Source organism: Amycolatopsis sp. NPDC048633 (assembly GCF_040650695.1).
Taxonomy (GTDB): domain Bacteria; phylum Actinomycetota; class Actinomycetes; order Mycobacteriales; family Pseudonocardiaceae; genus Amycolatopsis.
Genome location: NZ_JBEZHS010000027.1, coordinates 1 through 21155, shown reverse-complemented (window position 1 = coordinate 21155; position 21155 = coordinate 1). Strand labels below are relative to the sequence as shown.

General features: G+C 71.4%; 21 protein-coding genes and 1 pseudogene. 9 read left to right on the top strand and 13 right to left on the bottom strand.

Features of this window, described 5'->3' with window-relative positions; all coding sequences use genetic code 11:
* Positions 1–3: 3 nt before the first annotated feature.
* Positions 4–2328, bottom strand: a complete 2325-nt coding sequence (locus tag AB0C38_RS35195; protein ID WP_360681866.1) for a hypothetical protein — start codon at positions 2326–2328, stop codon at positions 4–6.
* 362 nt (positions 2329–2690) lie between these two features.
* Here AB0C38_RS35195 and shbA point away from each other — a divergent pair, with 362 nt between their 5' ends.
* Positions 2691–3320 (top strand): RNA polymerase sigma factor ShbA, encoded by a 630-nt coding sequence (shbA, locus tag AB0C38_RS35190; protein ID WP_360682053.1) that lies wholly within the window; start codon positions 2691–2693, stop codon positions 3318–3320.
* A 3-nt stretch (positions 3321–3323) separates the two neighbouring features.
* On the opposite strand, the gene AB0C38_RS35185 is transcribed toward shbA, so the two are convergent.
* Together AB0C38_RS35185 and AB0C38_RS35180 are read right to left on the bottom strand one after the other, a co-directional pair.
* Complete coding sequence (locus tag AB0C38_RS35185; protein ID WP_360681865.1) at positions 3324–3626, bottom strand: cupin domain-containing protein; 303 nt, start codon at positions 3624–3626, stop codon at positions 3324–3326.
* Positions 3627–3693: 67 nt separating this feature from the next.
* A complete protein-coding gene (locus tag AB0C38_RS35180; RefSeq protein WP_360681864.1) occupies positions 3694–4320 on the bottom strand; it encodes a hypothetical protein in 627 nt (208 codons plus the stop codon).
* A gap of 41 nt (positions 4321–4361) precedes the next feature.
* On the opposite strand from AB0C38_RS35180, the gene AB0C38_RS35175 reads away from it, so the two are divergent.
* A complete protein-coding gene (locus tag AB0C38_RS35175) occupies positions 4362–5132 on the top strand; it encodes an IclR family transcriptional regulator C-terminal domain-containing protein (protein ID WP_360681863.1) in 771 nt (256 codons plus the stop codon).
* Here AB0C38_RS35175 and AB0C38_RS35170 read toward each other — a convergent pair.
* The 5 genes from AB0C38_RS35170 to AB0C38_RS35150 form a co-directional block, all read right to left on the bottom strand.
* Positions 5129–5938, bottom strand: coding sequence for an amidohydrolase family protein (locus AB0C38_RS35170; RefSeq protein ID WP_360681861.1), 810 nt, complete (start codon positions 5936–5938; stop codon positions 5129–5131). The genes AB0C38_RS35175 and AB0C38_RS35170 overlap by 4 nt on opposite strands.
* Entirely contained in the window at positions 5938–6738 is an 801-nt protein-coding gene (locus tag AB0C38_RS35165; RefSeq protein ID WP_360681860.1) for an SDR family NAD(P)-dependent oxidoreductase, read from the bottom strand. Before AB0C38_RS35165 ends, AB0C38_RS35170 begins: the two co-directional genes overlap by 1 nt.
* A complete protein-coding gene (locus tag AB0C38_RS35160; protein WP_360681858.1) occupies positions 6735–7238 on the bottom strand; it encodes a carboxymuconolactone decarboxylase family protein in 504 nt (167 codons plus the stop codon). Before AB0C38_RS35160 ends, AB0C38_RS35165 begins: the two co-directional genes overlap by 4 nt.
* A 13-nt stretch (positions 7239–7251) precedes the next feature.
* On the bottom strand, positions 7252–8571 hold the full coding sequence (gene dctA, locus AB0C38_RS35155; RefSeq protein WP_360681856.1) for a C4-dicarboxylate transporter DctA: 1320 nt from the start codon (positions 8569–8571) through the stop codon (positions 7252–7254).
* A gap of 94 nt (positions 8572–8665) precedes the next feature.
* A complete protein-coding gene (locus AB0C38_RS35150; RefSeq protein WP_360681854.1) occupies positions 8666–9382 on the bottom strand; it encodes an SDR family oxidoreductase in 717 nt (238 codons plus the stop codon).
* Between the two features lie 92 nt (positions 9383–9474).
* Between AB0C38_RS35150 and AB0C38_RS35145 the strand changes: the two genes are divergently transcribed.
* A complete protein-coding gene (locus AB0C38_RS35145; RefSeq protein WP_360682051.1) occupies positions 9475–10011 on the top strand; it encodes a TetR/AcrR family transcriptional regulator in 537 nt (178 codons plus the stop codon).
* Between the two features lie 33 nt (positions 10012–10044).
* Here the strand turns inward: AB0C38_RS35145 and AB0C38_RS35140 are convergent, their stop codons facing one another.
* Positions 10045–10410 (bottom strand): RNA-binding S4 domain-containing protein, encoded by a 366-nt coding sequence (locus AB0C38_RS35140; protein WP_360681852.1) that lies wholly within the window; start codon positions 10408–10410, stop codon positions 10045–10047.
* A gap of 224 nt (positions 10411–10634) precedes the next feature.
* Here AB0C38_RS35140 and AB0C38_RS35135 point away from each other — a divergent pair, with 224 nt between their 5' ends.
* Positions 10635–12179: a GMC oxidoreductase gene (locus AB0C38_RS35135; RefSeq protein WP_360681850.1), complete on the top strand. Its 1545-nt coding sequence runs from the start codon at positions 10635–10637 to the stop codon at positions 12177–12179.
* Positions 12180–12209: 30 nt separating this feature from the next.
* On the opposite strand, the gene AB0C38_RS35130 is transcribed toward AB0C38_RS35135, so the two are convergent.
* The gene (locus AB0C38_RS35130) at positions 12210–12695 is read right to left on the bottom strand and encodes a carboxymuconolactone decarboxylase family protein (RefSeq protein ID WP_360681848.1); all 486 of its coding nucleotides are present in this window, start codon (positions 12693–12695) and stop codon (positions 12210–12212) included.
* Positions 12692–13768: a dihydrodipicolinate reductase gene (locus tag AB0C38_RS35125; protein ID WP_360682050.1), complete on the bottom strand. Its 1077-nt coding sequence runs from the start codon at positions 13766–13768 to the stop codon at positions 12692–12694. Before AB0C38_RS35125 ends, AB0C38_RS35130 begins: the two co-directional genes overlap by 4 nt.
* Positions 13769–13898: 130 nt before the next feature.
* Between AB0C38_RS35125 and ilvD the strand changes: the two genes are divergently transcribed.
* On the top strand, positions 13899–15590 hold the full coding sequence (gene ilvD, locus AB0C38_RS35120) for a dihydroxy-acid dehydratase (RefSeq protein ID WP_360681846.1): 1692 nt from the start codon (positions 13899–13901) through the stop codon (positions 15588–15590).
* On the opposite strand, the gene AB0C38_RS35115 is transcribed toward ilvD, so the two are convergent.
* Entirely contained in the window at positions 15580–16950 is a 1371-nt protein-coding gene (locus AB0C38_RS35115) for a fatty acid--CoA ligase family protein (RefSeq protein WP_360681844.1), read from the bottom strand. The genes ilvD and AB0C38_RS35115 overlap by 11 nt on opposite strands.
* Positions 16951–16964: 14 nt before the next feature.
* Positions 16965–17378, bottom strand: coding sequence for an SsgA family sporulation/cell division regulator (locus AB0C38_RS35110; protein ID WP_360681842.1), 414 nt, complete (start codon positions 17376–17378; stop codon positions 16965–16967).
* Positions 17379–17823: 445 nt separating this feature from the next.
* Between AB0C38_RS35110 and sigK the strand changes: the two genes are divergently transcribed.
* The 4 genes and pseudogenes from sigK to AB0C38_RS35090 all read left to right on the top strand — a co-directional run.
* The gene (gene sigK, locus AB0C38_RS35105) at positions 17824–18420 is read left to right on the top strand and encodes an ECF RNA polymerase sigma factor SigK (RefSeq protein ID WP_360681840.1); all 597 of its coding nucleotides are present in this window, start codon (positions 17824–17826) and stop codon (positions 18418–18420) included.
* Entirely contained in the window at positions 18417–19094 is a 678-nt protein-coding gene (locus AB0C38_RS35100; RefSeq protein ID WP_360681838.1) for an anti-sigma factor, read from the top strand. Before sigK ends, AB0C38_RS35100 begins: the two co-directional genes overlap by 4 nt.
* A gap of 17 nt (positions 19095–19111) precedes the next feature.
* Positions 19112–20689 (top strand): molybdopterin-dependent oxidoreductase, encoded by a 1578-nt coding sequence (locus AB0C38_RS35095; protein WP_360681837.1) that lies wholly within the window; start codon positions 19112–19114, stop codon positions 20687–20689.
* Between the two features lie 104 nt (positions 20690–20793).
* Positions 20794–21155: pseudogene (locus AB0C38_RS35090) on the top strand (fasciclin domain-containing protein); the annotation flags it as partial.

The window sequence follows — 21155 nt, the reverse complement described above, 5'->3', positions numbered from 1 at the left end:
GCGTCAGGGCCAGACCAGCTGCTCGAGGGCGTGCAGCGCGGACACGAACGGCTCGGGCAGCCGGACGACCTGCTTGGCGGCCCGCGCCTTGGCGGCCAGCGCGGGGCTGACGCCAGGCGCGGTTTCGGCGTCACGGGCGGCGTCGTCGACGAGCCGGGTCGCGCGACCGAGCGGGCCGCGGCCGCTGAGGGCGAGCGCGAGCCCGAGGTCGAGGCCGGTCTCCAGGGTTTCCGGGTGGGTCCGGCCGAGCAGGCGCAGCTGCGGTCCCCGGATGGCCTCGAGCAGGTCGGCCTGGCGGCCGAACTCGCGGAGCCGGGCGTGGGCGAGGCCCCTGGCGTGCCGGAGCCGCAGGTGCAGCAGGTGGTCGTCGCCCAGCACGCGGCGGACGAGCTGCTCGGTCCCGGCCAGTTTCTCCAGTGCCTGCCGCGGTCGGCCCCGGGTCAGCAAAGCCCGGGCGGCGTGGACCGACGCGGTCAGCGTCAAGGGGCTCTCGATGCCGTACCGGTGGGCGTAGGCCGTCTCGAGGTCGGCCGGTTCCTGGTCGGTGAGGGCGGCGTCGGCTTGGATCAGGTCCGCTTCGGGGCAGTCTCCGACTTCGGCGGCGACGTCTCGCGCGCGCTTCGGCTGCCCGGCCTGGAGGAGGTTGCGGGCGTACTCGAGGTTCAGCTCGTCGCCGATCGGGGCGCTCGCCTGTTCGAGGAGGGCGACGGCCTCCCGCGGGCGGCCGCGGAGCCGATGGGCTTTCGCTGCGTGGTAGCGCTCTTCGGGCGTGGTGGGGAGGTGGGCGTGCCAGAACGTCCGGTCGGCTTCGGCGTAGTCGCCTTGGCCGTCGAGGGCTTGGGCCGCGACGAGGGCGGCTTCGTGGTGGCCGAGGGCGAGGGCTTGCCGGGCGTGCGTGAGGGCTTCGGCGTCGAGCCCGCAGGCGAGTTCGACCCGGGCCGCCGCGGTGAAGTCCGCGGCGGTCGCCTCGCCGGTCGCGAGGATGGCGGCGTGGACTTCACCGGCGGTGCCGGGATCGCGGTGGGCTTCGTGCGCGGCCGCGACGGGACGCAGGAGGGCGACCCGGTGGGCGGGGCTGTGGTCGGCGAGCACGCGGGCGTGCTGAAGCAGAAGGTGACGGCGACCGGCCTCGGGCGGCGGGTGGTCGCTGTCCGGCTCACCGGGGAAGCTCGCGGGAGCGCCGCCGTCGGCCAGTTCTCTGAGCACCGCTTCCGCCGCTCGCCCGGCGGGCGGCTCCCCGAACTCGCCGCAGGCCACCTCCACCGCGAGCGCCTGGAGCCGCAGGTTCCCCTCCACCTCCGTCGCGAACCCGTGCTCGGCCAGCTCCGCCACTCCCTCCCCGAGCGAAGAGCCATCCAGCGCGCCCCGGGCCACCTCCATCGGGATCGGCGCCGGTGCCAGCACTCCGCCCAGCCGCACCAGCTCCCGAGCCGGCCGGCCGAGCCGGACGAGCACCTCCCGGATCGCGTGGGGTGCCGTGTCCGGCAGGGCGTCCAGCGAGGAGTCCGGCCGTTGCCGCAAGGTGGACGCCGTGGCCCGCAGCGTCATCGGATGGCCGTCGCAGCGGGCGATGAAGCCCGGTGAGCCGAGCCACCGCAGGCCCTCCTCCGGCGAGAGGCCCGGCAGGTCCAGCGTCGCCGCGGGCCATCGGGCGCACCGGCCGGTGAGCAGCGTGCGGACCCCGTCCGCCGGCAGCACGACCCGGTCGAGGACCTCCGGTGGCAGCCCGGCCGGGACGTCGTCGACCAGCACCAGCACCAGCACCCGCTCGCCCGCCGTGTCGATCGTGCGGGCCAGCCGCGTGCGCAGCCGGTCGAAGCCGAGCCCGGACGTGCCCGCCGCCGTCGCGAGGGCGAGGTGGAACTGGGGGAGGAAGTCGTCCGGGTCGAGGTGGCCGAACGGCCCGGTCCGCAGCACCCGGCCCCCGAACCGGCCGAACAGGAACGCGTACTGCTCGGCCAGAGTCGTCTTGCCGACGCCCGCCGGACCGCGGACCAGAATCGTCCGTCGCGCGGCGAGTTCCCGGTGGACGGTCCACACCAGGGAATGCCCGGGGCCCACGGCGGCCGCGGAACGAACCCGCCGGACGAGGTCCGGGAGCGATTCTCCCGGAACCGTCGTCAGCACGCGGTCCGTGCGCAGGCCGGGCGGGAAATCGGAAAGCAGAACGCGGGACGCCGCGATCATGTCGAAATCATCGAAGGGATTACCCCGGAAAACGCGCAGCCCGGCGGCCAGCAACGCTTTCTCCGCAGGTTCGGCCGCCGCGGAACACAGGAACACGTCGAACCGGTCGGCGGCGGCCGGCGGGGTCCCGGTGGCGTTCAATGGGTGATCATGGCTTCGGTTCCTGACGGTCGGGTCGAGTCACGCGCCAAGGATCGGAACGGAGCCCGGATTCGCTACCGGACACCCCGCAACGGCAGGAACTGTCCACTATCTGACCCGTGTTCCGGAGGTGACCGCCGGGTAACACGACTGGGCCGTTTCTGGTTAACGGACAATATCTGGACAACAACCACCCTGCTGCAACGTTGCTGGTCAGCGCCTCGATTACTCCGGTTGTCGGACCGGGAAATCGTGGGAAGCGACAGGAGAATCGTCCCAGGACCAGTGTGGTCGTTTGGTGGGCGACGGGTTACCCGATGGCGGTCCGATGGACGATGCGAGGAGGGAAACCCGTGGACACCATGATGGCGGAGACGGCGGTCGAAGGCTACGTCGTGCTCGACGAGCTGCCGCGCCCGGACGGCAAGCTGACGAAGGAGCAGCTCGACCCGTTCGTGGCGGCGGCGCGCACCGGCGACCCGGACGCGATCCAGGCGCTGCTGCGGCTGATCAAGCCGACGGTGACGCGCTACTGCCGCGCCCGGATCGGCGGGCGCGACCTGTCGTACCTGTCGGCCGACGACGTCGCGCAGGAGGTGTGCCTGGCGGTGCTGAAGGTGCTGCCCGGCTACCAGGACCGCGGCGGTTCGTTCCTGTACCTCGTGCGCGCCATCGCGGCGAACAAGGTCGCCGACGCGTTCCGCTCGGTGGCGCGGGACCGGTCGAAGCCCGTGTCGGAGCTGCCGGACCGGCCGCTGGGCGGCAACGAGCCGGAGAACCACGTGCTCGAAATGGACCTCGGCGCCCGGCTGGGCCGGCTGATGGCGTCGCTGCCGCCGCTGCACCAGGAGATCCTGTCGCTGCGGATCGTCGTCGGCCTGTCGGCGAACGAGACGGCGGAGGCGCTGGGCATCTCCGCCGGCAACGTCCGCATCACCCAGTACCGCGCGCTGACGAAGCTGCGCGCGATGATCCCCGCCGGCGGGCTCTGAGCGTCACTCCAGCCATTCGGTGATGAAGTGGTCGCTCTCGTGGATGTGCACGGCCTCGTAGACGCCGGGGCCGAGCACAGCGAACTTGTGCGGGGTGCCGGCCGGGACGACCAGCACGTCCCCGGCGCCACCGTCGCGCTCCTCGTCGCCGAGGGTGAACCGGGCCCGCCCCCGGATGATGACGAACGTTTCGGTGTAAGGGTGCCGGTGCAGGCGCGGCCCGGAGCCGACGACGTCGCTGCTTTCGCGGATGACGGAGATCCCGGACCCGACGTCGCGTCCCTCGAAGTTCTCGCTGTCGCTCACCGAACCAGGGTAGCGCCGGAAACCCGGCCGCCGTGGCACGACTGCCTGGGCAACCGGCTCGAGTTCCTCACTCCGGAGTGATCGTGCGGTGGTGGCCGAACACCCGCCGCTCCCGCCGCGTCACCTTCGCCATCACGGCGGAACGCGCCGGGGTGCTGGTCGCTTCCCGGTACTCCGGCGTGCCGAACAACGCCACGTCCGCGATCTCGTGGAACGCCAGCAGCGCCGGGCCGTCGCCTTCGAGCAGCCGGTAACGCCGGGTGCGGTACCAGCCCGGCAGCCGGTGCAGCAGCGGGACGTGCTCCTCGCGGTACCAGGCGTCGAGGCCGGGCTCGTCGTCCGTGGACAGCGCGACGCACACGACGACCGGCGCCGCGGGCCCGGCGGTCCCGGTGTCGTCGACCTGCGCGTAGACCCGCCGGTCCAGCGTCGCCAGCCGCCGGACGACGTCCTGCTCGCGCGGGCTGCGGCGGCGCGCCACCTCGTAGGCGGGGCCGCGCAGGGCGTCCGTGTCCAGCTCGTACCAGGCCAGCCACGCCGGCACCGCGCCGTCGAGCGCCCGGTAGCGGTGGCCGGTGCGGATGCCGGGAACCCGCAGGCGGGCCGGGGCGTGCTCGTGGTCGTACCAGTCGTGGAACTCCGCCTCGGGCACGTCGCCCGGCTCGGCGAACACGAACAGTAGTCCTTCGCTCATCGGGTAGTGTCCTTTTCCGGCGAGGAAAGCGAGGAGGGGAAGTGTCGCGCGAGGACCCCGACGTCATCGACTCGGTGGAGAAAGCCCTGCGGCTGCTGCAGAGCTTCTCCGGCGAAGCACCGGCGATGAGCGTCAGCGAAGCGGCCGCGGCCACCGGCCTGACCCGCGCCACCGCGCGCCGGCTCCTGCTGACCTTCGAACGGCTCGGGTTCGCCGAGACCGACGGCCGCCGCTTCCAGCTCACCGCCCGCGTCCTGCGGCTCGGCTACGGCTACCTGGCCGCGCTGCCGTTCTGGGAACACGCCCAGTCGCACATGCGCGCCCTCTCCGACGAGGTCCGCGAATCCAGCTCGCTGGCCACGCTCGACGGCGGCGAGATCGTCTACGTCGCCCGCGTGCCCGCGTCGCGGATGATGACCATCACCTTCAACGTCGGCTCGCGGCTGCCCGCCTACCCGACGTCGATGGGCCGCGTGCTGCTCGCCGCCCTGCCGGCGGCCGAGCTGGAGTCCTATTTGGACCGCACCGAGCTGGCGCGGCTCACGGACCACACGATCACCGACCGCGCGAAGCTCCAGGCCGAGCTGGCGCGGGTCGCCGAGCAGGGGTACGCGCTGGTGGACGGCGAGCGCGAGGAGGGCGTCCGGTCGGCCGCCGCGCCGGTCCGCAACGCCGCCGGCGGGGTGATCGCCGCGCTCAACGTCTCGGCCAACGCGGCGCGCGTCCCGGTCGGGAAGCTGCGCGAGGAGTTCGTGCCCCGGCTGCTCGAAACGGCCGAGGCGATCACCAAGGACATCGCGGGACTGCACTAGGCGAACCCGAAGCAGCGGGCGGGGTTGCCGACGAGCAGCCGCTGCCGGTCTTCGTCGGAGAACTCCGCCAGCACGGTGACGAGGTCGCCGTCGTCCGGCAGGAAGCCGTGGGTGTTCGGGTGCGGGAAGTCCGTGCCCCACACGACGCGCTCGGGTGCGTGGGCCACGAGCAAGCGCATGAGCGCGGCCGAGTCGGCCAGCGACGGCGGCGCGGTCGCGATCCGGTCCGCGCCGCTCAGCTTGACCCAGACGGTCCCGCTGTCGAGCAGCCGCCGCAACGCGGTCACCGATGGGCTGTCCAGACCCTCGCGCAGGTCGACGCGGGCCATGTGGTCGACCACGACGGTCAGCCCCAGGCCGCGCACCAGCTCCTCGTGCTCGGCGATGCCGGTCCCGGCCACGTGCAGCGCGATGTGCCAGTCGTAGGGCGCGATCTTGGCGACGATCGCGCGGATCGTCCCGGCCGAGGGCGCCGGGCCGAGGTGCGGCATGAAGTGCAGCCGCGCGCCGCGGACCCCGGCTTCGTGCAGCCGGGCGATCTCGGCGTCGGGCGTCTCCGGCGTCACGAGGGCGACACCCCGGTAGTCGCCGGTAGCCAGGGCGTCGAGCAACGCCGAGTGATCCGTGCCGTGGCAGGCCGACTGGACGAGCACCGCGCGCTCGAACCCGAAGAACCGGTGCAGCCGCTGGAGATCCTCCTTCGGCGCTTCCCGCGGGGTGAAGGTCCGATCCGGGGCGTAGGGGAAGACGTCCGTGGGCCCGAAGATGTGGCAGTGCGCGTCGCAGCTGCCCGGTGGCAGGGTCATCAGTCGCACCTCGCCGTCATGCCGCCGTCGACGACGATCTCGGTCCCGGTGACGAACCGCGCCTCGTCGGAAGCCAGGAACAGCGCGGCGTACGCGGTGTCGCGTCCGTCGCCCATGAACCCGAGCGGGATCCGGGCCTGCCGCCGCGCCAGCAGCGTCTCGACGTCGCCGCCCTCGCGCTGCGTCGCCAGCCGTGCCTCGACCATCGGCGTGTGCAGCTGCCCGGGGACGACGGTGTTCGCGCGGATCCCGTCGGGGGCGTGCTGCACCGCGAGCACCCGCGACAGCTGGATGACGCCGGCCTTCGCCGACGCGTAGCCGACCTGGGCCGAGCCGGTCCAGCGGATCCCGGACGTCGACGCCGTGTTCACAATGGACCCGCCGCCTTGCTCCCGCATCACCGGGATGACGTGCCGGCAGGTGAGGTAGACGCTGGTGAGGTTGTAGTCCAGCTGCGCCGCCCAGTCCTCTTCGGACAGTTCGGCCGGGCCGCCGGGACGCGAGCCGCCGACGTTGTTCACGAGGACGTCCACACTCCCGAAGGCGTCCCGGCAGGCCGTGACCGCATCGGCGACGGACGCGCTGTCGGTGACGTCGCACGTGTGCGTGTGGACAGTGCCGCCTTCCTCCTCGATCAGCGCGACGGTCTCGGTGAGAGCGTCCGGTTTCCGGTCCACGGCGAACACCTTCGCACCTTCCCGCGCGAACAGCACCGCGGCGGCGCGGCCGTTGCCCCACCCGGGCCCGACGCTGCCCGCGCCGGTGATCAGCGCGGTCTTGCCCGCCAGCCGCCCGGTCATTCCCGCCCCACCTCCAGGGCCACGAGGAACCGCGAAACCATGTTGTACGCGGCGACCGTCACGCTCAGCTCGACGATCTGCTGCTCGTCGAAGTGCGCGTCCAGCGCGTCGAAGACCGGCTGCTCGACGGCGATCTTCTCGGTCATGGCGTCGGTGTAGGCGAGCGCGGCGCGCTGCCGGTCGTCCAAAGCGGACGGATCGCCGCCCCGCAGCGCGGCGAGCTGCCCGTCGGTCATCCCGGCCTTCCGGGCGACCGGCTCGTGCGCCGTCCATTCGTAGGCCGCGCCGTTGAGCTCGGCGACGCGCAGGACGGCGAGCTCACGGACGTCCGCGGGCAGGGTCGAGGCGCCGCGGACCGCGCCGAGCAGGCTGTTCCAGCCGTCGGCGAGCGCCGGGCTGTGCAGCAGCATGCCGTCCAGCGGGGTGAGGCGCCCGCCGCGCCGCTGCCGGATGCGGTCGGCGACTTCGCCGCCGTCGTGGCTGTAACCGAGCCTGGCCAAGGTGTCTCCCTTCTCAGACCGCGACGGTTTTCGCGGGTTCGGTGGTGGTGGGTTCGGGGGTCTCGCCGGCCAGCACCGCGCGGGCCCGGGCGAGGTCGAGCACGCCTTCCCAGCGGCTCACGACGATGCTGCCGAGCAGCTGCCCGCACAGGCTGACGATGCCGCGCATGGTGGACAGGAACCGGTCGACGCCGAGGATGAGCATGATGCCCGCGACCGGCACGACCCCGGTGGTGGAGAGCGTCGCCGCGAGGATGACGAAGCCGGCGCCCGCCACCCCGGCGCTGCCCTTCGACGTGATCATGAAGACCGCGAGCAGCGCGATCTGCTGCCACAGCGACAGGTTCACGTCGAAGGCCTGGGCGATGTAGAGCGACGCGAAGCCGAGGTAGAGGCACACGCCGTCGCCGTTGAAGGCGTACCCCGACGGCACGACCAGCCCGACGATCCGTTTGGGGCAGCCCAGGTGCTCGAGCTTCTTCATCAGCTGCGGCATCACGACCTCGTAGTTCGCGGTGCCGAGCGTGATCAGGAGCTCGTCCTTGAAGTACCGGTACAGCCTCAGGACGCGGATCCCGCAGAGCCGGGCGACCGCGCCGAACACCAGCAGGCAGAACACGATCCCGGTGGCCCAGAACAGCAGCACGACCCCGCCGAGGCTGGCCAGGGTGGCCGCGCCGAACTTGCCGGTGGTGTAGGCCATCGCGCCGAACGCGCCGAGCGGGGCCAGGTACATCACCAGCCGCACGATGCCGAAGGTCGCCTCGCCGACGCGCTCGATCCCGCGCAGCAGCGGCGCGCCGCGTTCGCCGAGCGCCTTCACCGCGATCGCGAACAGGATCGAGATCAGCAGCACCTGCAGGACGTTGCCCTCGGTGAACGCGCTGACCACGGTCTTCGGGATGACGTTGATCAGGAAGTCGTACCAGTGCTGGTTTTCCCCGGTCTGGACGTACTGCTGCGCGCTGCCGGAGAGCTTCAGCGAGCCCGGATCGGCGTGGATGCCGGCGCCGGGACGCAGCACGTCCATCACGATCAGGCCGAGGATCAGCGCGACCGTGGTCAGCACCTCGAAGTAGACGAGGGCCTTGACCCCGACCCGGCCGACGCTGGCCAGCTCACCCGCCGACGCGATACCGGTGACGATGGTGCAGAACACCACGGGCGCGATGAGCATCTGGATGAGCGCGATGAACCCGGTCCCGACCGGCTGAAGGGCGGCGCCGACCCCGGGCGCGGCGAAGCCGAGCGCCGCCCCGAGCACGATCGCGACCAGCACGGTGACGTAGAGCTTGGTGGTGAAGGCACTGCGCAGGATCGATCGCGTCGACATCATCGTCTCCGTCTGTTCGTCTGGCGTACATTTGCGCGACTGACGAACACATCCTGAGTGAAGATGTTCCGCGGGTCAACCCCCCTCGGGTGCGTCAGGCCTGGGCGGTCGGCCGGACGACGATCTCGTTCACGTCGACCTCCGCCGGCTGGTCGATCGCGAACGCGATGGCCCGCGCGATCGCCGCCGGTGGGATGGCGACGGCGTCCCGCGCGCTGGTCAGCCGCGCCTTCTCGGCCGGGTCCGTGATGCCGTCGACGAAGTCCGTCGCGATCATGCCGGGGGAGACCAGCGAGACGCGCAGGTCCGGTCCGGCCTCCTGTCGCAACCCTTCGGAAATCGTGCGGACGGCCGTCTTGGTCGCCGCGTACACCGCCATGGCCGGCACCGTCGTGTACGCCGCGGTCGACGCCGTGTGCACGAACTGGCCGGATCCCTGCTCGCGGAACACCGGCAGGGCAGCCGCGATCCCGTTGAGCACGCCCTTGACGTTCACGTCGAACATCGCGGTCCAGTCCTCGGTCCGCAGGTCGTCGAACCGCGAGAGCGGCGCGATACCGGCGTTGCCGACCAGGACGTCCAGCCGGCCGTGCGTCTCCCTCGCCAGCCGGACCAGTGCGGCGACGTCCTCGGGGTTCCGGACGTCGGTGGGGAGCGCGACCGCGCCGAGCTCGGCGGCCAGCTCGTCGAGGCGGTCCTTGCGCCGCGCGCCCAGCACGACCTTCGCGCCGCGTTCGGCCAGCAGGGTCGCGGTCGCCGCGCCGATCCCGCTGCTGGCGCCGGTGATCACGACGACCTTGTGTTCGATCATGAAAGCTCCTCACTTAAGTGGACATGTGTCCGGTTGCTCTCCCGACGGTAGCGGACAGGTGTCCATTTAGCTAGGGTGGTGGCGTGACACCGATGCGAGCCGACGCCGAACAGAACCGCGAGCGGATCCTCGAGGTCGCGCGCACGGCCCTCAAGGCGTCGAGCGCCGCTTCACTGCAGTCGATCGCGAAGGCGGCCGGTGTCGGCCAAGGCACGCTCTACCGGCACTTCCCCAGCCGGGAAGCGCTCTTGCTGGCCGTCTACCGGCACGACGTCACCGAGCTGATCGACGCGGCGCCGTCGCTCCTGGCCGGACACCCGCCGGTCGAGGCGCTACGGCGGTGGTTCGAGCGGCTGGCGGCGTACGGCCGGATCAAGCACGGCGTCGGCGAGGCCGTGGAAGCCGCGACGCGCGCCGATCTCTCGGGCGAGTACTACGAGCCGGTGTGCGCGGCGATCACGTTGCTGCTGGATGCGGGAAAGCGGGCGGGGGCATTGCGGCCGGACGTCGACGCCGAAGATGTGCTGCAGCTGGTCGGTTTCCTGTGGCGCGCCGATTTCGGGGCGGATCGGGAAGCGCGCACCGCGCATTTGCTGACGCTGGTAATGGACGGCCTGAAACCGCGTTAGTGGTGCGATCGACCCCATTCGATCGCTTCCGGGTCAGAGTTCCGGCTGCCGGAACGCGTCCAGCACGCGACGCTCCCTTTTGGTCGGCCGGCCCGCGCCGCGGTCGCGCCGGGCGACCGGGATCGCGGTCTCCGGCGGCGGCTTCGGCGTCCGGTCCACGAAGCACGTCGCCGCGTCCGCTGCGCCCACGCGTTTCTGGATCACCCGTACCACGTCGAGGATCCTGGTCGTCCCGGCGAGGCGCAGGCGGACCTCGTCGCCCGGCACCACGGTGGTCGCGGGCTTCGCCGGCTTGTCGTTGACGCGCACGTGACCGCCCCGGCACGCCGCCGCGGCGTCCGGTCGGGTCTTGGTCAGCCGGACCGCCCAAAGCCAGCGGTCCACTCGGGTCGACTCCACAGTCGTCCATCATGGCCCATTCAGCGGAATCCCCGCGCAACCCGGGGAGGTTACTCGCGGGTATATGTCGACTTGTCTGCACCACTGAGTTATAACCTGTTCTAATATACCTCAACGGTGAGGACTATCACATGCGCGACGAACCCGTGTGGAGAACAGCTTCTGGCGCAGTTTCCCGTCGTCTCTTCATTGCTGGAACTGGTTCTATCTTGGCGGCCGCGGCAGTGGGGAGCCAGGCGGCCGCCGCGACAGCGTCTACCTCGTCCGCCACCATCGCCGACGCGGCGCGCGTGCCCGCCCTCGTGATCGGCTCGGGCTACGGCGGCCAGGTCACCGCGCTCCGGCTCGCACAGGCCGGCATCGACGTCCAGCTCGTCGAACTGGGCATGGCCTGGGACACGCCCGGCTCCGACGGCAAGATCTTCGCCAACACGACCACCCCCGACCAGCGCTCGTTCTGGCTGCGCACCCGGACGAAGCAGCCGCTGTCCAACTTCCTCGGGTTCCCCATCGACAAGGACATCCCGAAGTACACCGGCATCCTCGACGCCGAGGAGTTCAGCGGGATCACCGTGTACCAGGGCCGCGGCGTCGGCGGCGGCTCGCTCGTCAACGGCGGCATGGCCGTGACGCCGAAGCGGGAGAACTTCGGGGCGATCCTCCCGACCGTCAACGCCGACGAGATGTACAACACCTACTACCCGCGCGCCAACTCCGGGCTCGGCGTCGGCCTCATCGACCCGGCCTGGTTCGACACCGCCGAGTGCTACCAGTACGCGCGGGTCGGCCGGAAGCAGGCGCAGCGGTCCGGGTTCCCGTTCGTCTTCGTCCCGGACGTGTACGACTGGAACTACATGAAGCAGGAGCAGGCCAACACGGTGCCGCGCTCGGCGCTGGCCGGGGAAATCCTGTACGGCAACAACTACGGCAAGAAGTCCCTGCAGAAGACCTACCTCCCGCAGATCAAGGCGACCGGCCGCGTCACCATCTCCCCGCTGCACCGGGTGACGTCGGTGACGCCCGCGGCCGGCGGCGGCTACACGGTCGTCATGGACCAGCTCACCACCGCGGGCGCGGTGTCGGCGACGAAGTCCGTGACCGCGGACAAGGTGTTCTTCGCCGCGGGCAGCGTCGGCACGAGCAAGCTGCTGGTGAAGCTGAAGGCCACCGGCGCGCTGCCCAACCTCAACGGCGAGGTCGGCAAGGGCTGGGGCGACAACGGGAACGTGATGTGCGGGCGCGCCAACCACCTCTGGGACCCGACCGGCAGCCTCCAGTCGTCCATCCCGTGCGGTGGCATCGACAACTGGAACGCGGGCGGCGCGTTCGCCGAGGTGGCGCCGCTGCCGACCGGGATCGAGACGTGGGCGTCGTTCTACCTGTCGATCACGAAGAACCCCAACCGGGCCCAGTTCACCTACAACCCGGCGACGCAGAACGTGGACCTCAACTGGCAGACGGCGTGGAAGCAGCCGTCGATCGACATGGCGAAGTCCATCTTCGACAAGATCAACTCGAAGGAAGGGACGATCTACCGCACCGACCTGTTCGGCGTGTACAAGATCTGGGGCGACCACCTGACGTACCACCCGCTCGGCGGCGCGGTGCTCGGCAAGGCGACCGACAACTACGGCCGGCTGGCCGGGTACCAGGGCCTGTACGCGATCGACGGGTCCCTGATCCCCGGCAACACGAGCGTGAACCCGTTCGTCACCATCACGGCGCTGGCCGAACGCAACATCGAGAAGATCATCGCCACGGACTTCTGACCCGGAGGTCGTGAGGGGCTTTCGGGCCCCTCACGACTGGTGGGACGGCAGCACGCAGACGGTGTCGATACCCAGGACGTGGTTGAGCCGGCCGAACGCCAGCCACGCGCCGAGGCTCATGCTCAGCTCGACGATCTCCTGCTGACTGTAGTGCTCGGCCATCCGCTTCCAGAACTCGTCGTCCAGGTTGTGGTGGTCCAGCGTGTACCGCTCGGCGTACTCGGCGGCCAGACGCGTCCGCTCGTCGAAGAGCTCGGTGGTGCGCCACTCCGTGACCGCGTCCGCGAACTCCGGCTCGACCTTCACGCCGTCGCGCTCGGTGCGCCAGTCCAGGCAGAAGATGCACCCGTTGATCTGCGCGATCCGCAGCCGCGCGGCCTCGAACTCCCGCAGCCCCAGCGTCGTGTGCGCGTACACCGCCAGCGAAAACTGCGACGCGGCGATGCCTATGCCGGGCACCATTTCGCCCCAGACGTAGCCGATCGGGTCCTTGCCCTCGGGGATGTCGATGTTCACGAGCGCCTCCTTCCGAGCTTGCCGGCTGCCGGGCGCAGCGGGACGTCGAGTGCGTCGTAGAGACCGGGTGCCGCCTCGGCCAGCCAGTCGATCGCGCCGACGAGCCGGCCGACGGCGGTCGCATTGCCGCCCGCGGACCGGTTTTCGCCCTCGTCACTCGCCTCGACGCTGACCTCGATGCGCGGCCGGCCTTCGATGATCACGCGGTGGGCGCCGTCGCCGCTGGGCGGCGTCGGCCAGTCCGGGGCGCACGACGGGTGGATGCGCGTGACGTGCTCGATGACGATCCGCGGCTCGCCGTCGACGATGCCCTGGACCTCGAACCGCACCGCGCCCTGCGTGCCCTTCTCGAACTCGCCCATGGTCCGCGTGGACACGGTTTCCTCGAGCGGGCGCCGGTGCAGCGTCTCGCGCAGTTCGTCGATCTCGACGCCGAGGCCGCGCGCGATCAGCCGGACCTGCCCGCCCCAGACCATGGACGGGACGCCGGTCATGAGCATCGGCGGGTCGTAGTCCATCGGCTGGCCCATGCCGACCAGGTACCGGACGGAGTCGGGCTGTTCGTAGGTCGAGTAGTCGAAGATCTCCTGGCAGCGGATTACGTCGACGTCCGTGCCGAGCCCGCTGATCAGCAGCGGCAGCACGTCGTTGCCCCAGCCGGGGTCGACGCCGGAGACGAACAGCGAACCGCCGCCGTCCTTGACTGCCGCCAGCACCGGGTCCCGCAGCTCCGGGGGCGCGTTGCGCTGGTCGTAGAGCGGGTAGAGCGCCGGCGTCACGACGACCGCGCCGGTCCCGACCGCGCGCACGATGTCGGCGAGCGCGTCGTCGAACCGGACGTCGCCCGAAGCGGCGTACACGATCGCGCGCGGGCTCGACGCCAGTACCGCCTCGACGTCGTCGGTGGCGGTGACACCCAGGTCGGCGACACCGGCGAGCGCGCCCGCGTCCTTGCCGACCTTGTCCGGGTTGTTCACCAGGACCGCGGTGAGTTTCAACGCGGGGTGGGCCTCGACGGCCCGGATTGCGGCACGGCCGACGTTGCCCGTGCCCCACACCACTGTGTTGATCAAAAGCGGGGCGATCATTTGCCCGAGTTTTCGCCGGTTCGCCCGGCTCGAGGAAGGGAATCGTTCCGGTGAGCGGACCGCGCGGACGCGGGTAGCATGCAGTGCGTCCGAACGTCGTATCGGAAGGCGCGTCATGACCATCGACCCGAAGCCCCGCAGCCGCACCGTGACGGACGGGATCGAGGCCGCACCCGCCCGGGGCATGCTCCGCGCCGTCGGGATGGGGGACGACGACTGGCGCAAGCCGATCATCGGCGTCGCCAGTTCGTGGAACGAGATCACGCCGTGCAACCTGTCTCTCGACCGGCTCGCGCAGGCGTCGAAGGAGGGCGTGCACGCGGCCGGCGGCTACCCCCTGCAGTTCGGCACGATCTCCGTGTCCGACGGCATCTCCATGGGCCACGACGGGATGCACTTCTCGCTGGTGTCCCGCGAGGTCATCGCCGACTCCGTCGAGACCGTCATGCAGGCCGAACGCCTCGACGGCTCGATCCTGCTGGCCGGCTGCGACAAGTCCCTGCCGGGGATGCTGATGGCCGCCGCCCGCCTCGACCTGGCGTCGGTGTTCCTCTACGCCGGCTCGATCGCCCCCGGCTGGGTGAAGCTGACCGACGGCACCGAGAAGGACGTCACGCTGATCGACGCCTTCGAGGCGGTCGGCGCGTGCCGGGCGGGGCGGATGAAGAACGCCGACCTGGACCGCATCGAACGCGCCATCTGCCCTGGTGAAGGCGCTTGTGGTGGCATGTACACGGCGAACACGATGGCGTCGGCGGCCGAGGCGATGGGGATGAGCATGCCGGGGTCGGCCGCGCCGCCGTCCGCGGACCGCCGCCGGGACAACTACGCGCACCTCTCGGGCGAAGCCGTGGTCGGGCTGCTCGAGAAGGGCATCACCGCCCGCGACATCCTCACTCGCGAGGCGTTCGAGAACGCCATCACCGTCATCATGGCGCTCGGCGGCTCGACCAACGCCGTGCTGCACCTGCTGGCCATCGCGCACGAGGCGAAGGTCGAGCTGACCCTCGACGACTTCAACCGCGTCGGCGACCGCGTGCCGCACCTGGGCGACCTGAAGCCGTTCGGCAAGTACGTCATGAACGACATCGACCGCCACGGCGGCATCCCGGTGCTGATGAAGGCGCTGCTCGACGAGGGCCTGATCCACGGCGACGCGCTCACGGTGACCGGCAAGACCGTGGCCGAGAACCTGGCCGAGCTGAACCCCGAGCCGATCGACGGCGAGGTCCTGCGCAAGCTGGACAACCCGCTGCACCCGACCGGCGGCATCACCATCCTGCGCGGCTCGCTCGCGCCGGAGGGCGCCGTCGTGAAGTCCGCGGGCTTCGACACCGCCAACTTCGAAGGCCCCGCGCGCGTGTTCGAGCGCGAGCAGGAGGCGATGGCGGCGCTGAACGAAGGCCGGATCGAGGCGGGCGACGTCGTCGTCATCCGCTACGAAGGCCCCAAGGGCGGTCCGGGCATGCGCGAGATGCTCGCGATCACCGCGGCGCTCAAGGGCGCCGGACTGGGCAAGGACGTCCTCCTGCTGACCGACGGGCGGTTCTCCGGCGGCACCACCGGCCTGTGCATCGGCCACGTCGCGCCCGAGGCGGTCGACGGCGGGCCGATCGCGTTCGTCCGGACCGGCGACCGGATCGCCGTCGACATCAAGGGCCGCAGCATCGACCTGCTGGTCGACGCCGCCGAGCTGGCTCGTCGTCGCGAGGGCTGGGAGCCGCTGCCGAACAAGTTCCCGGAAGGGGTGCTCGGGAAGTACGCGAAGCTGGTCCGGTCGTCGTCCTACGGCGCCGTCACGAGCTGAAGGCGGCCTTGAGGGCGCGCTTGTCGACCTTGCCGACACCGGTGAGCGGCAGCGCGTCGACGAAGTCCACCCCGGCCGGGACGTAGTGCTCCTGGCCGAAGGCTTCCCGCGCGTGCGTCCGGACTTCCTCGGCGGTGAGCGGGTTCCGGGTGACCACGACGGCGTGCAGCAGCTGGCCGTCCAGGCCCGGGACGCCGAAGACGGCCGCGCCCGTGATGGCCGGATGCGCCGCGAGGGCGTGCTCGACGACGGTCGAGGGCACTTTCGTGCCGTGTTCGCCGACCACGACGAGGTCGTCGGCGCGGTCGAGGAGGTAGAGGTAGCCGTCGTCGTCGAAGCGGCCGAGGTCGCCGGTGCGCAGCCAGCCGGCGCCGACCGGCGGGCCGCCGAGGTAACCGTCCATCATGGACAGTCCGCGCACCTCGACCTCGCCGTCGGTGATCCGCGCCTCCATGCCGGGCACGATCCGGCCGACCGAGCCCAGCCGCTCCGGGTGGCCGATCAGCTCGGCGGCGGAGATGCTCGCGATCATCGGCGCTTCGGTGAGGCCGTAGCCCTGGCCGACGACCGGGCCGAAGACTTCGAGGGCTTGGGCGAGCCGGTGCGGCGGCAGCGGCGCGGCGCCGAGGGAAAGCGAGCGGACGCTGCGGAGGTCGGTGCTCGGCCGCGCCGGGTGGTCCAGGACGGCGGCCAGGCGTGGCGGCGTCAGCGAGAGCGTGTCGATCCGGTGCTCCTGGATCGCGTCGAGGACCGCTCCCGCGTCGAAACCGTCCTGGAGCACCACGGTGTCGCGGCGCAGGAGCGCGCCGAGCACGGTGGCGTTGCCGGTCATGTGCGTCATCGGGGCGACGAGCAGCGTGCGCCCGGGGCCGTCGGGGTTCGGCGTGAAGATGTAGGCCATGCCGTCGTAGATGCCGCTGTGGCGGATGAGCTTCGGGGTGCCGGTGGTGCCGCCGGTGGGGAACAGGAGGCGGACGGTTTCGGGCGGATCCAGCGGCTCGGGCTCGCCGTCGAGGTCGTCGAGCGTGCGGACGTCACCGCCGGGCCAGTCCTGGGGGCGGTCGGTGACGACGGTGGTGACCCCGGCGGCTCGCACGGCGGTCAGCCGGTCCTGCTCCGGCGCCGAGGCCGGGACCAGGAGCACGGTCGCGCCGCGCAGGAGCGCGGCGAGCTGGACGAGGAGCGTCTCGGGCCGGTTGTGCAGGTCGACGGCCACGGCTCCGGCGCCGCCCAGCCCGGCGTGCAGCCGGCGCAGGCGGTCGCGGGCCTGGCGGTAGGTCGTGACGCCGCCGGAGTGGAACAGGACCCGGTCGCCGCCGTCGTCGAGCGCGGCGAGCACTTTCGTCAGGAAGAAGCTCACCGCTGGGACGGTACTCAGTCCTGGTAGGAGAGTTTCGCGAGTTCCTCGTCGAAGTCGAACCAGCCGGTCTCGCTCCCGGCCGGGATGACCTCGTAGGTCCGGTCGAGGAAGGCAGCGATCTCCTTGGCGGGCGCTTCGAGCACCGCGGCGCCGTCGGGGGAGTTGAGCTCCACGACGACCAGGGCGGGGTCACTGGCGGGCCCGACGCGCACGTCACCGTCGCCGCAGCGGGCGAGCAGGCCGTCGGCGAGCAGGTCGCGCCCGAAGAGCCACCGGACGGCGCTGGGGCCGGCGTGCAGCACCACGGCGACCGCGTAGGGGTCTCGGGTGTCGTACTCCAGCTCGGCCGGCACCGGCCGCGGCGCCGCCCCGAAGGTCCGCAGGGCGAAGTCGAACTGGGCGCTGGTCACGCTGTGCGGGTCGGTCATGGGGACCGCCTTTGCTACTCGTCGGTTAACTTCGTCTTGTTCCAGGGATAACCCATGGTGAGTTCAACGCCCAGCGTTCCGAAAAACTTTCACACTCTGGGGTGATCAAGAAGTGTCCGAGGTCACCGTCGGCGTGGCCGAACGGGCAATTTCCTCACTCAGGGTGAGCGGACGTCACGCCGGTCGTTCGGAGCCGGGCGCCCGAGCGTCATGAACGACTCGTTCACCTCGTCCGAAGCCCTGAAAGAGTCGTTCATGACGTCGGCCGGCCCCCACCTCGCCGCTCACATCGCGACGCCAGTCTTTCGGAGCCCTCGCGCCGCCGGATGGGTCCCGGCGCCGGAGTTGCACCGTCCGGGTGGGAAGGCCCACCGCACACCAGTCCGCGGCACCGTCCAGCCGCGAACGCCTCGCATCAGCAGGGGTGATGTGGAGGGTGCCGGGCATGGGTGAGCGAGGGCGGCTGCGGCTGCATCCGGGCGGAGAGCCGGTGCCCGCGGCGAGCGCCGAGGAGCTGCTGCGGCGCGTCGCGGCGGGGGACGAATCCGCCTTCGCCGCGCTGTACGACCTCATCGCCGGGCCGGTGCTCGGGCTGGTGACGCGCGTGCTGCGCAACCACGCCCAGGCCGAGGAAGTGGCGCAGGAGGTCCTGGTGGAGGTGTGGCGCAAGGCGACGAGGTACGTCCCGGAGCGCGGCAGCGCGCTGTCGTGGGTGCTGACGATCGCCCACCGCCGGGCCGTGGACCGCGTGCGCTCGCACCAGGCCGTGCTCGACCGCGAGGACCGGGCGGGCCGGATGGACGTGCAGCGGCCCTTCGACGAGGTCACCGAGTCCACTTTGGCCACTCTCGACCAGGAGCGGGTCCGGCAGTGCCTCGCCCAGCTCACCGATCTCCAGCGCGAGTCGATCGTGCTGGCCTACTACAACGGCTACACCTATCCCGAGGTCGCCGAGGTGCTGAAGGTGGCGCCCGGGACCGTGAAAACCCGCATCCGGGACGGTCTGATCCGGCTGCGTGACTGCCTGGGGGTGGATCGATGACCGCCGAGCTGCACACGCTGACCGGGGCCTACGCGCTGGATGCCGTGTCCGATGTGGAGCGTGCCGGGTTCGAACGGCACCTCGCGGAGTGCGCGGCGTGCCGCCAGGAGGTGGCGGAGCTGCGGGCGACCGGTGCGCTGCTGGGCGTGGCCGAGAGCGTGGGGCCGCCGCCGGCGTTGAGGTCGCTGGTGCTCGCCGAGGTGGCCCGCACCCGCCAGCTGCCGCCCAGGGTGCCGGCGTCCCGCAAGCCGGGGCGTACCAAGGCGTTCGGGCTGCGCGTCGCCCTGTTCGGGGCCGCCGCGGCTGCCGTCGTCGCGGTCGGGGTCGGCGTCGTCACCACCTCCGCGCCGCCGGCCCCGGTCGACTCGGTGCTGTCCGCGCCGGACGCGACCGCGATCCAAGGGGCCGGCGAGGGCAGCGCGACGCTCGTCGTCTCACGAAGCCGGAACCAGGCCGTCCTGCTCGCCTCCGGGCTGCCCGCTCTCGACGCGGGACACGTCTACCAGGTGTGGATGATCCGCGCCGGCGAAGCGCGCTCGGCCGGGGTCCTGCAGCCGCGGATGCTGATGTCCGACATCCCGCCGGGCACCGACCGGATCGGGATCACCGTCGAACCCGCGGGCGGCTCGGCCGGCCCGACGACCCCGGCCGTCACCAGGATTTCCCTTACCTAGGCCACGACTGGAGCACCATGAGCACCTCGACGGCCGAACAGGCCTCGCCGGCGCCCGGCGAGGCGCCCGAGCCCCGGCTGGGCCGCTGGGTGGCCGCCCTCCTGGGCGTCCTGGCGCTCGCGGCGGCGCTGGCGGCGGGTCACCTGGTCGCCGGGCTCGTCGGCATCAACGCTTCGCCGTACCTCGCGGTCGGCAACGGCGCCATCGACCTGACCCCGGTGGAGCTCAAGGACTTCGCGGTCCGCTCCTTCGGCACGTACGACAAGCTCGTGCTGCTTTCGGGCATGGCCGTGGTCATGGTGGTCGTGGCAGCGGTGGCGGGCCTTCTCTCGCGCCGCACGCCGTGGCCGGGACTCGTCGTGGTCACCGGGTTCGGCCTGGTCGGTCTCGTAGCGGTGTACGAACGGCCCGACCTCGACGCGCTCGCGCTGCTCGCCCCGCTGACCAGCCTGGTCGCCGGAGTCGTGGTGTTCGCCCTGCTGCACCGCCTGGCCCGGCGGGACGCCGCGCCGGAGCCCGCCGAAGGCTCGTCGCGCCGGACGGTGCTGCTGGCCGGCGCCGGCGTGGTCGTCGGAGCCGGGGTCGCCGGGCTCGGTGGGCAGCTGCTCGCCGGCAGCCGCGACGCGGCGTCGTCGCGCGAGGCGGTCGGGCGGCTGGTCCCGGCCCGGACCGCGCCGATGATCCCGGCGGACGCCGACTTCGCGAAGCTGGGCACGCCGACGTTCGTGACGCGCAACGCCGACTTCTACCGCGTGGACACCGCGCTGACCGTCCCGCAGGTGCGGGCCGAGGACTGGAGCCTGCGGCTGCACGGCATGGTCGACCGCGAAGTCCGCTACGGCTACGGCGACATCCGCAACCGGCCGCTGGTGGAACGCACGATCACGATGACGTGCGTCTCCAACGAAGTCGGCGGCACCTACGTGTCGACCGCGAACTTCGTCGGCGTCGACCTCGCGGACCTGCTCGAGGAGGCCGGGGTGCGCCCCGGCGCCGAGCAGCTCTTCTCGTCCAGTGTGGACGGCTGGACGTCCGGCAGCCCGGTCGCCGCGGCGATGGACCGCGGACGCGGCGCCATGCTCGCCATCGGGATGAACGGCGAACCGCTGCCGATCGACCACGGTTTCCCGGCGCGGCTGGTCATTCCCGGGCTGTACGGGTACGTGTCGGCCACGAAATGGGTCACCGACCTCGAAGTCACCACGTGGCGCGACCGCCAGGCGTATTGGCTGAAACGCGGGTGGAGCCGGGAAGCGCCGATCAAGACGGAATCGCGGATCGACACGCCGAAGGGGTTCGAAACCGTCCCCGGTGGAAAGGTGCGCGTCGCCGGGATCGCGTGGGCGCAGCACACCGGCATCGACCGGGTCGAGGTGCGGATCGACAACGGCCCGTGGCGCGAAGCCATGCTTTCCCGGCAGGTGAACCTCGAAACCTGGCGCATGTGGTGGATCGAGCTCGACGCCGCGCCCGGCGGTCACCAGGTCGTCTGCCGGGCCACCGACAAAAGCGGCTACACGCAGACCGACATGCGCGCCGGCACCGTTCCCGACGGCGCGACCGGGTGGCACGGTATCAATTTCACGGCGCGGTGACCCGGATCACCCGATCGGGTGCCAATCTGTTTCGGCCGCAGCCTCGAATACCCGACAAGAAACAGTTCGATGAACTGTCCAAGCCGCTAATTGGAGTGATTTTCGTGCGTAACCTTCGTATCGCCGGTATCGGTCTGACCGCGGCCGCCGCGCTCACCCTGACCGCGTGCAGCGGCAGTGACACCGCTTCCTCGGGCAGCTCCAGCGCCCCGGCCCCGTCCTCGTCGATGGCCGCGCCGTCCTCCAGCGCCGACTCGGGTGCCTCGAACGGCATGACCACCAACGCCGACGTGTTCGGTCCGGCCTGTTCGCAGCTGCCGCAGGGCTCTTCGCCGGGTTCGCTGGACTCGATGGGTCCGCAGCCGGTCGCCTCGGCCGCGTCGACGAACCCGCTGCTGACCAAGCTGGTCGCGGCGGTGAAGGCCACCGACCTGGTGGACACGCTCAACAGCCAGCCGGCGATCAC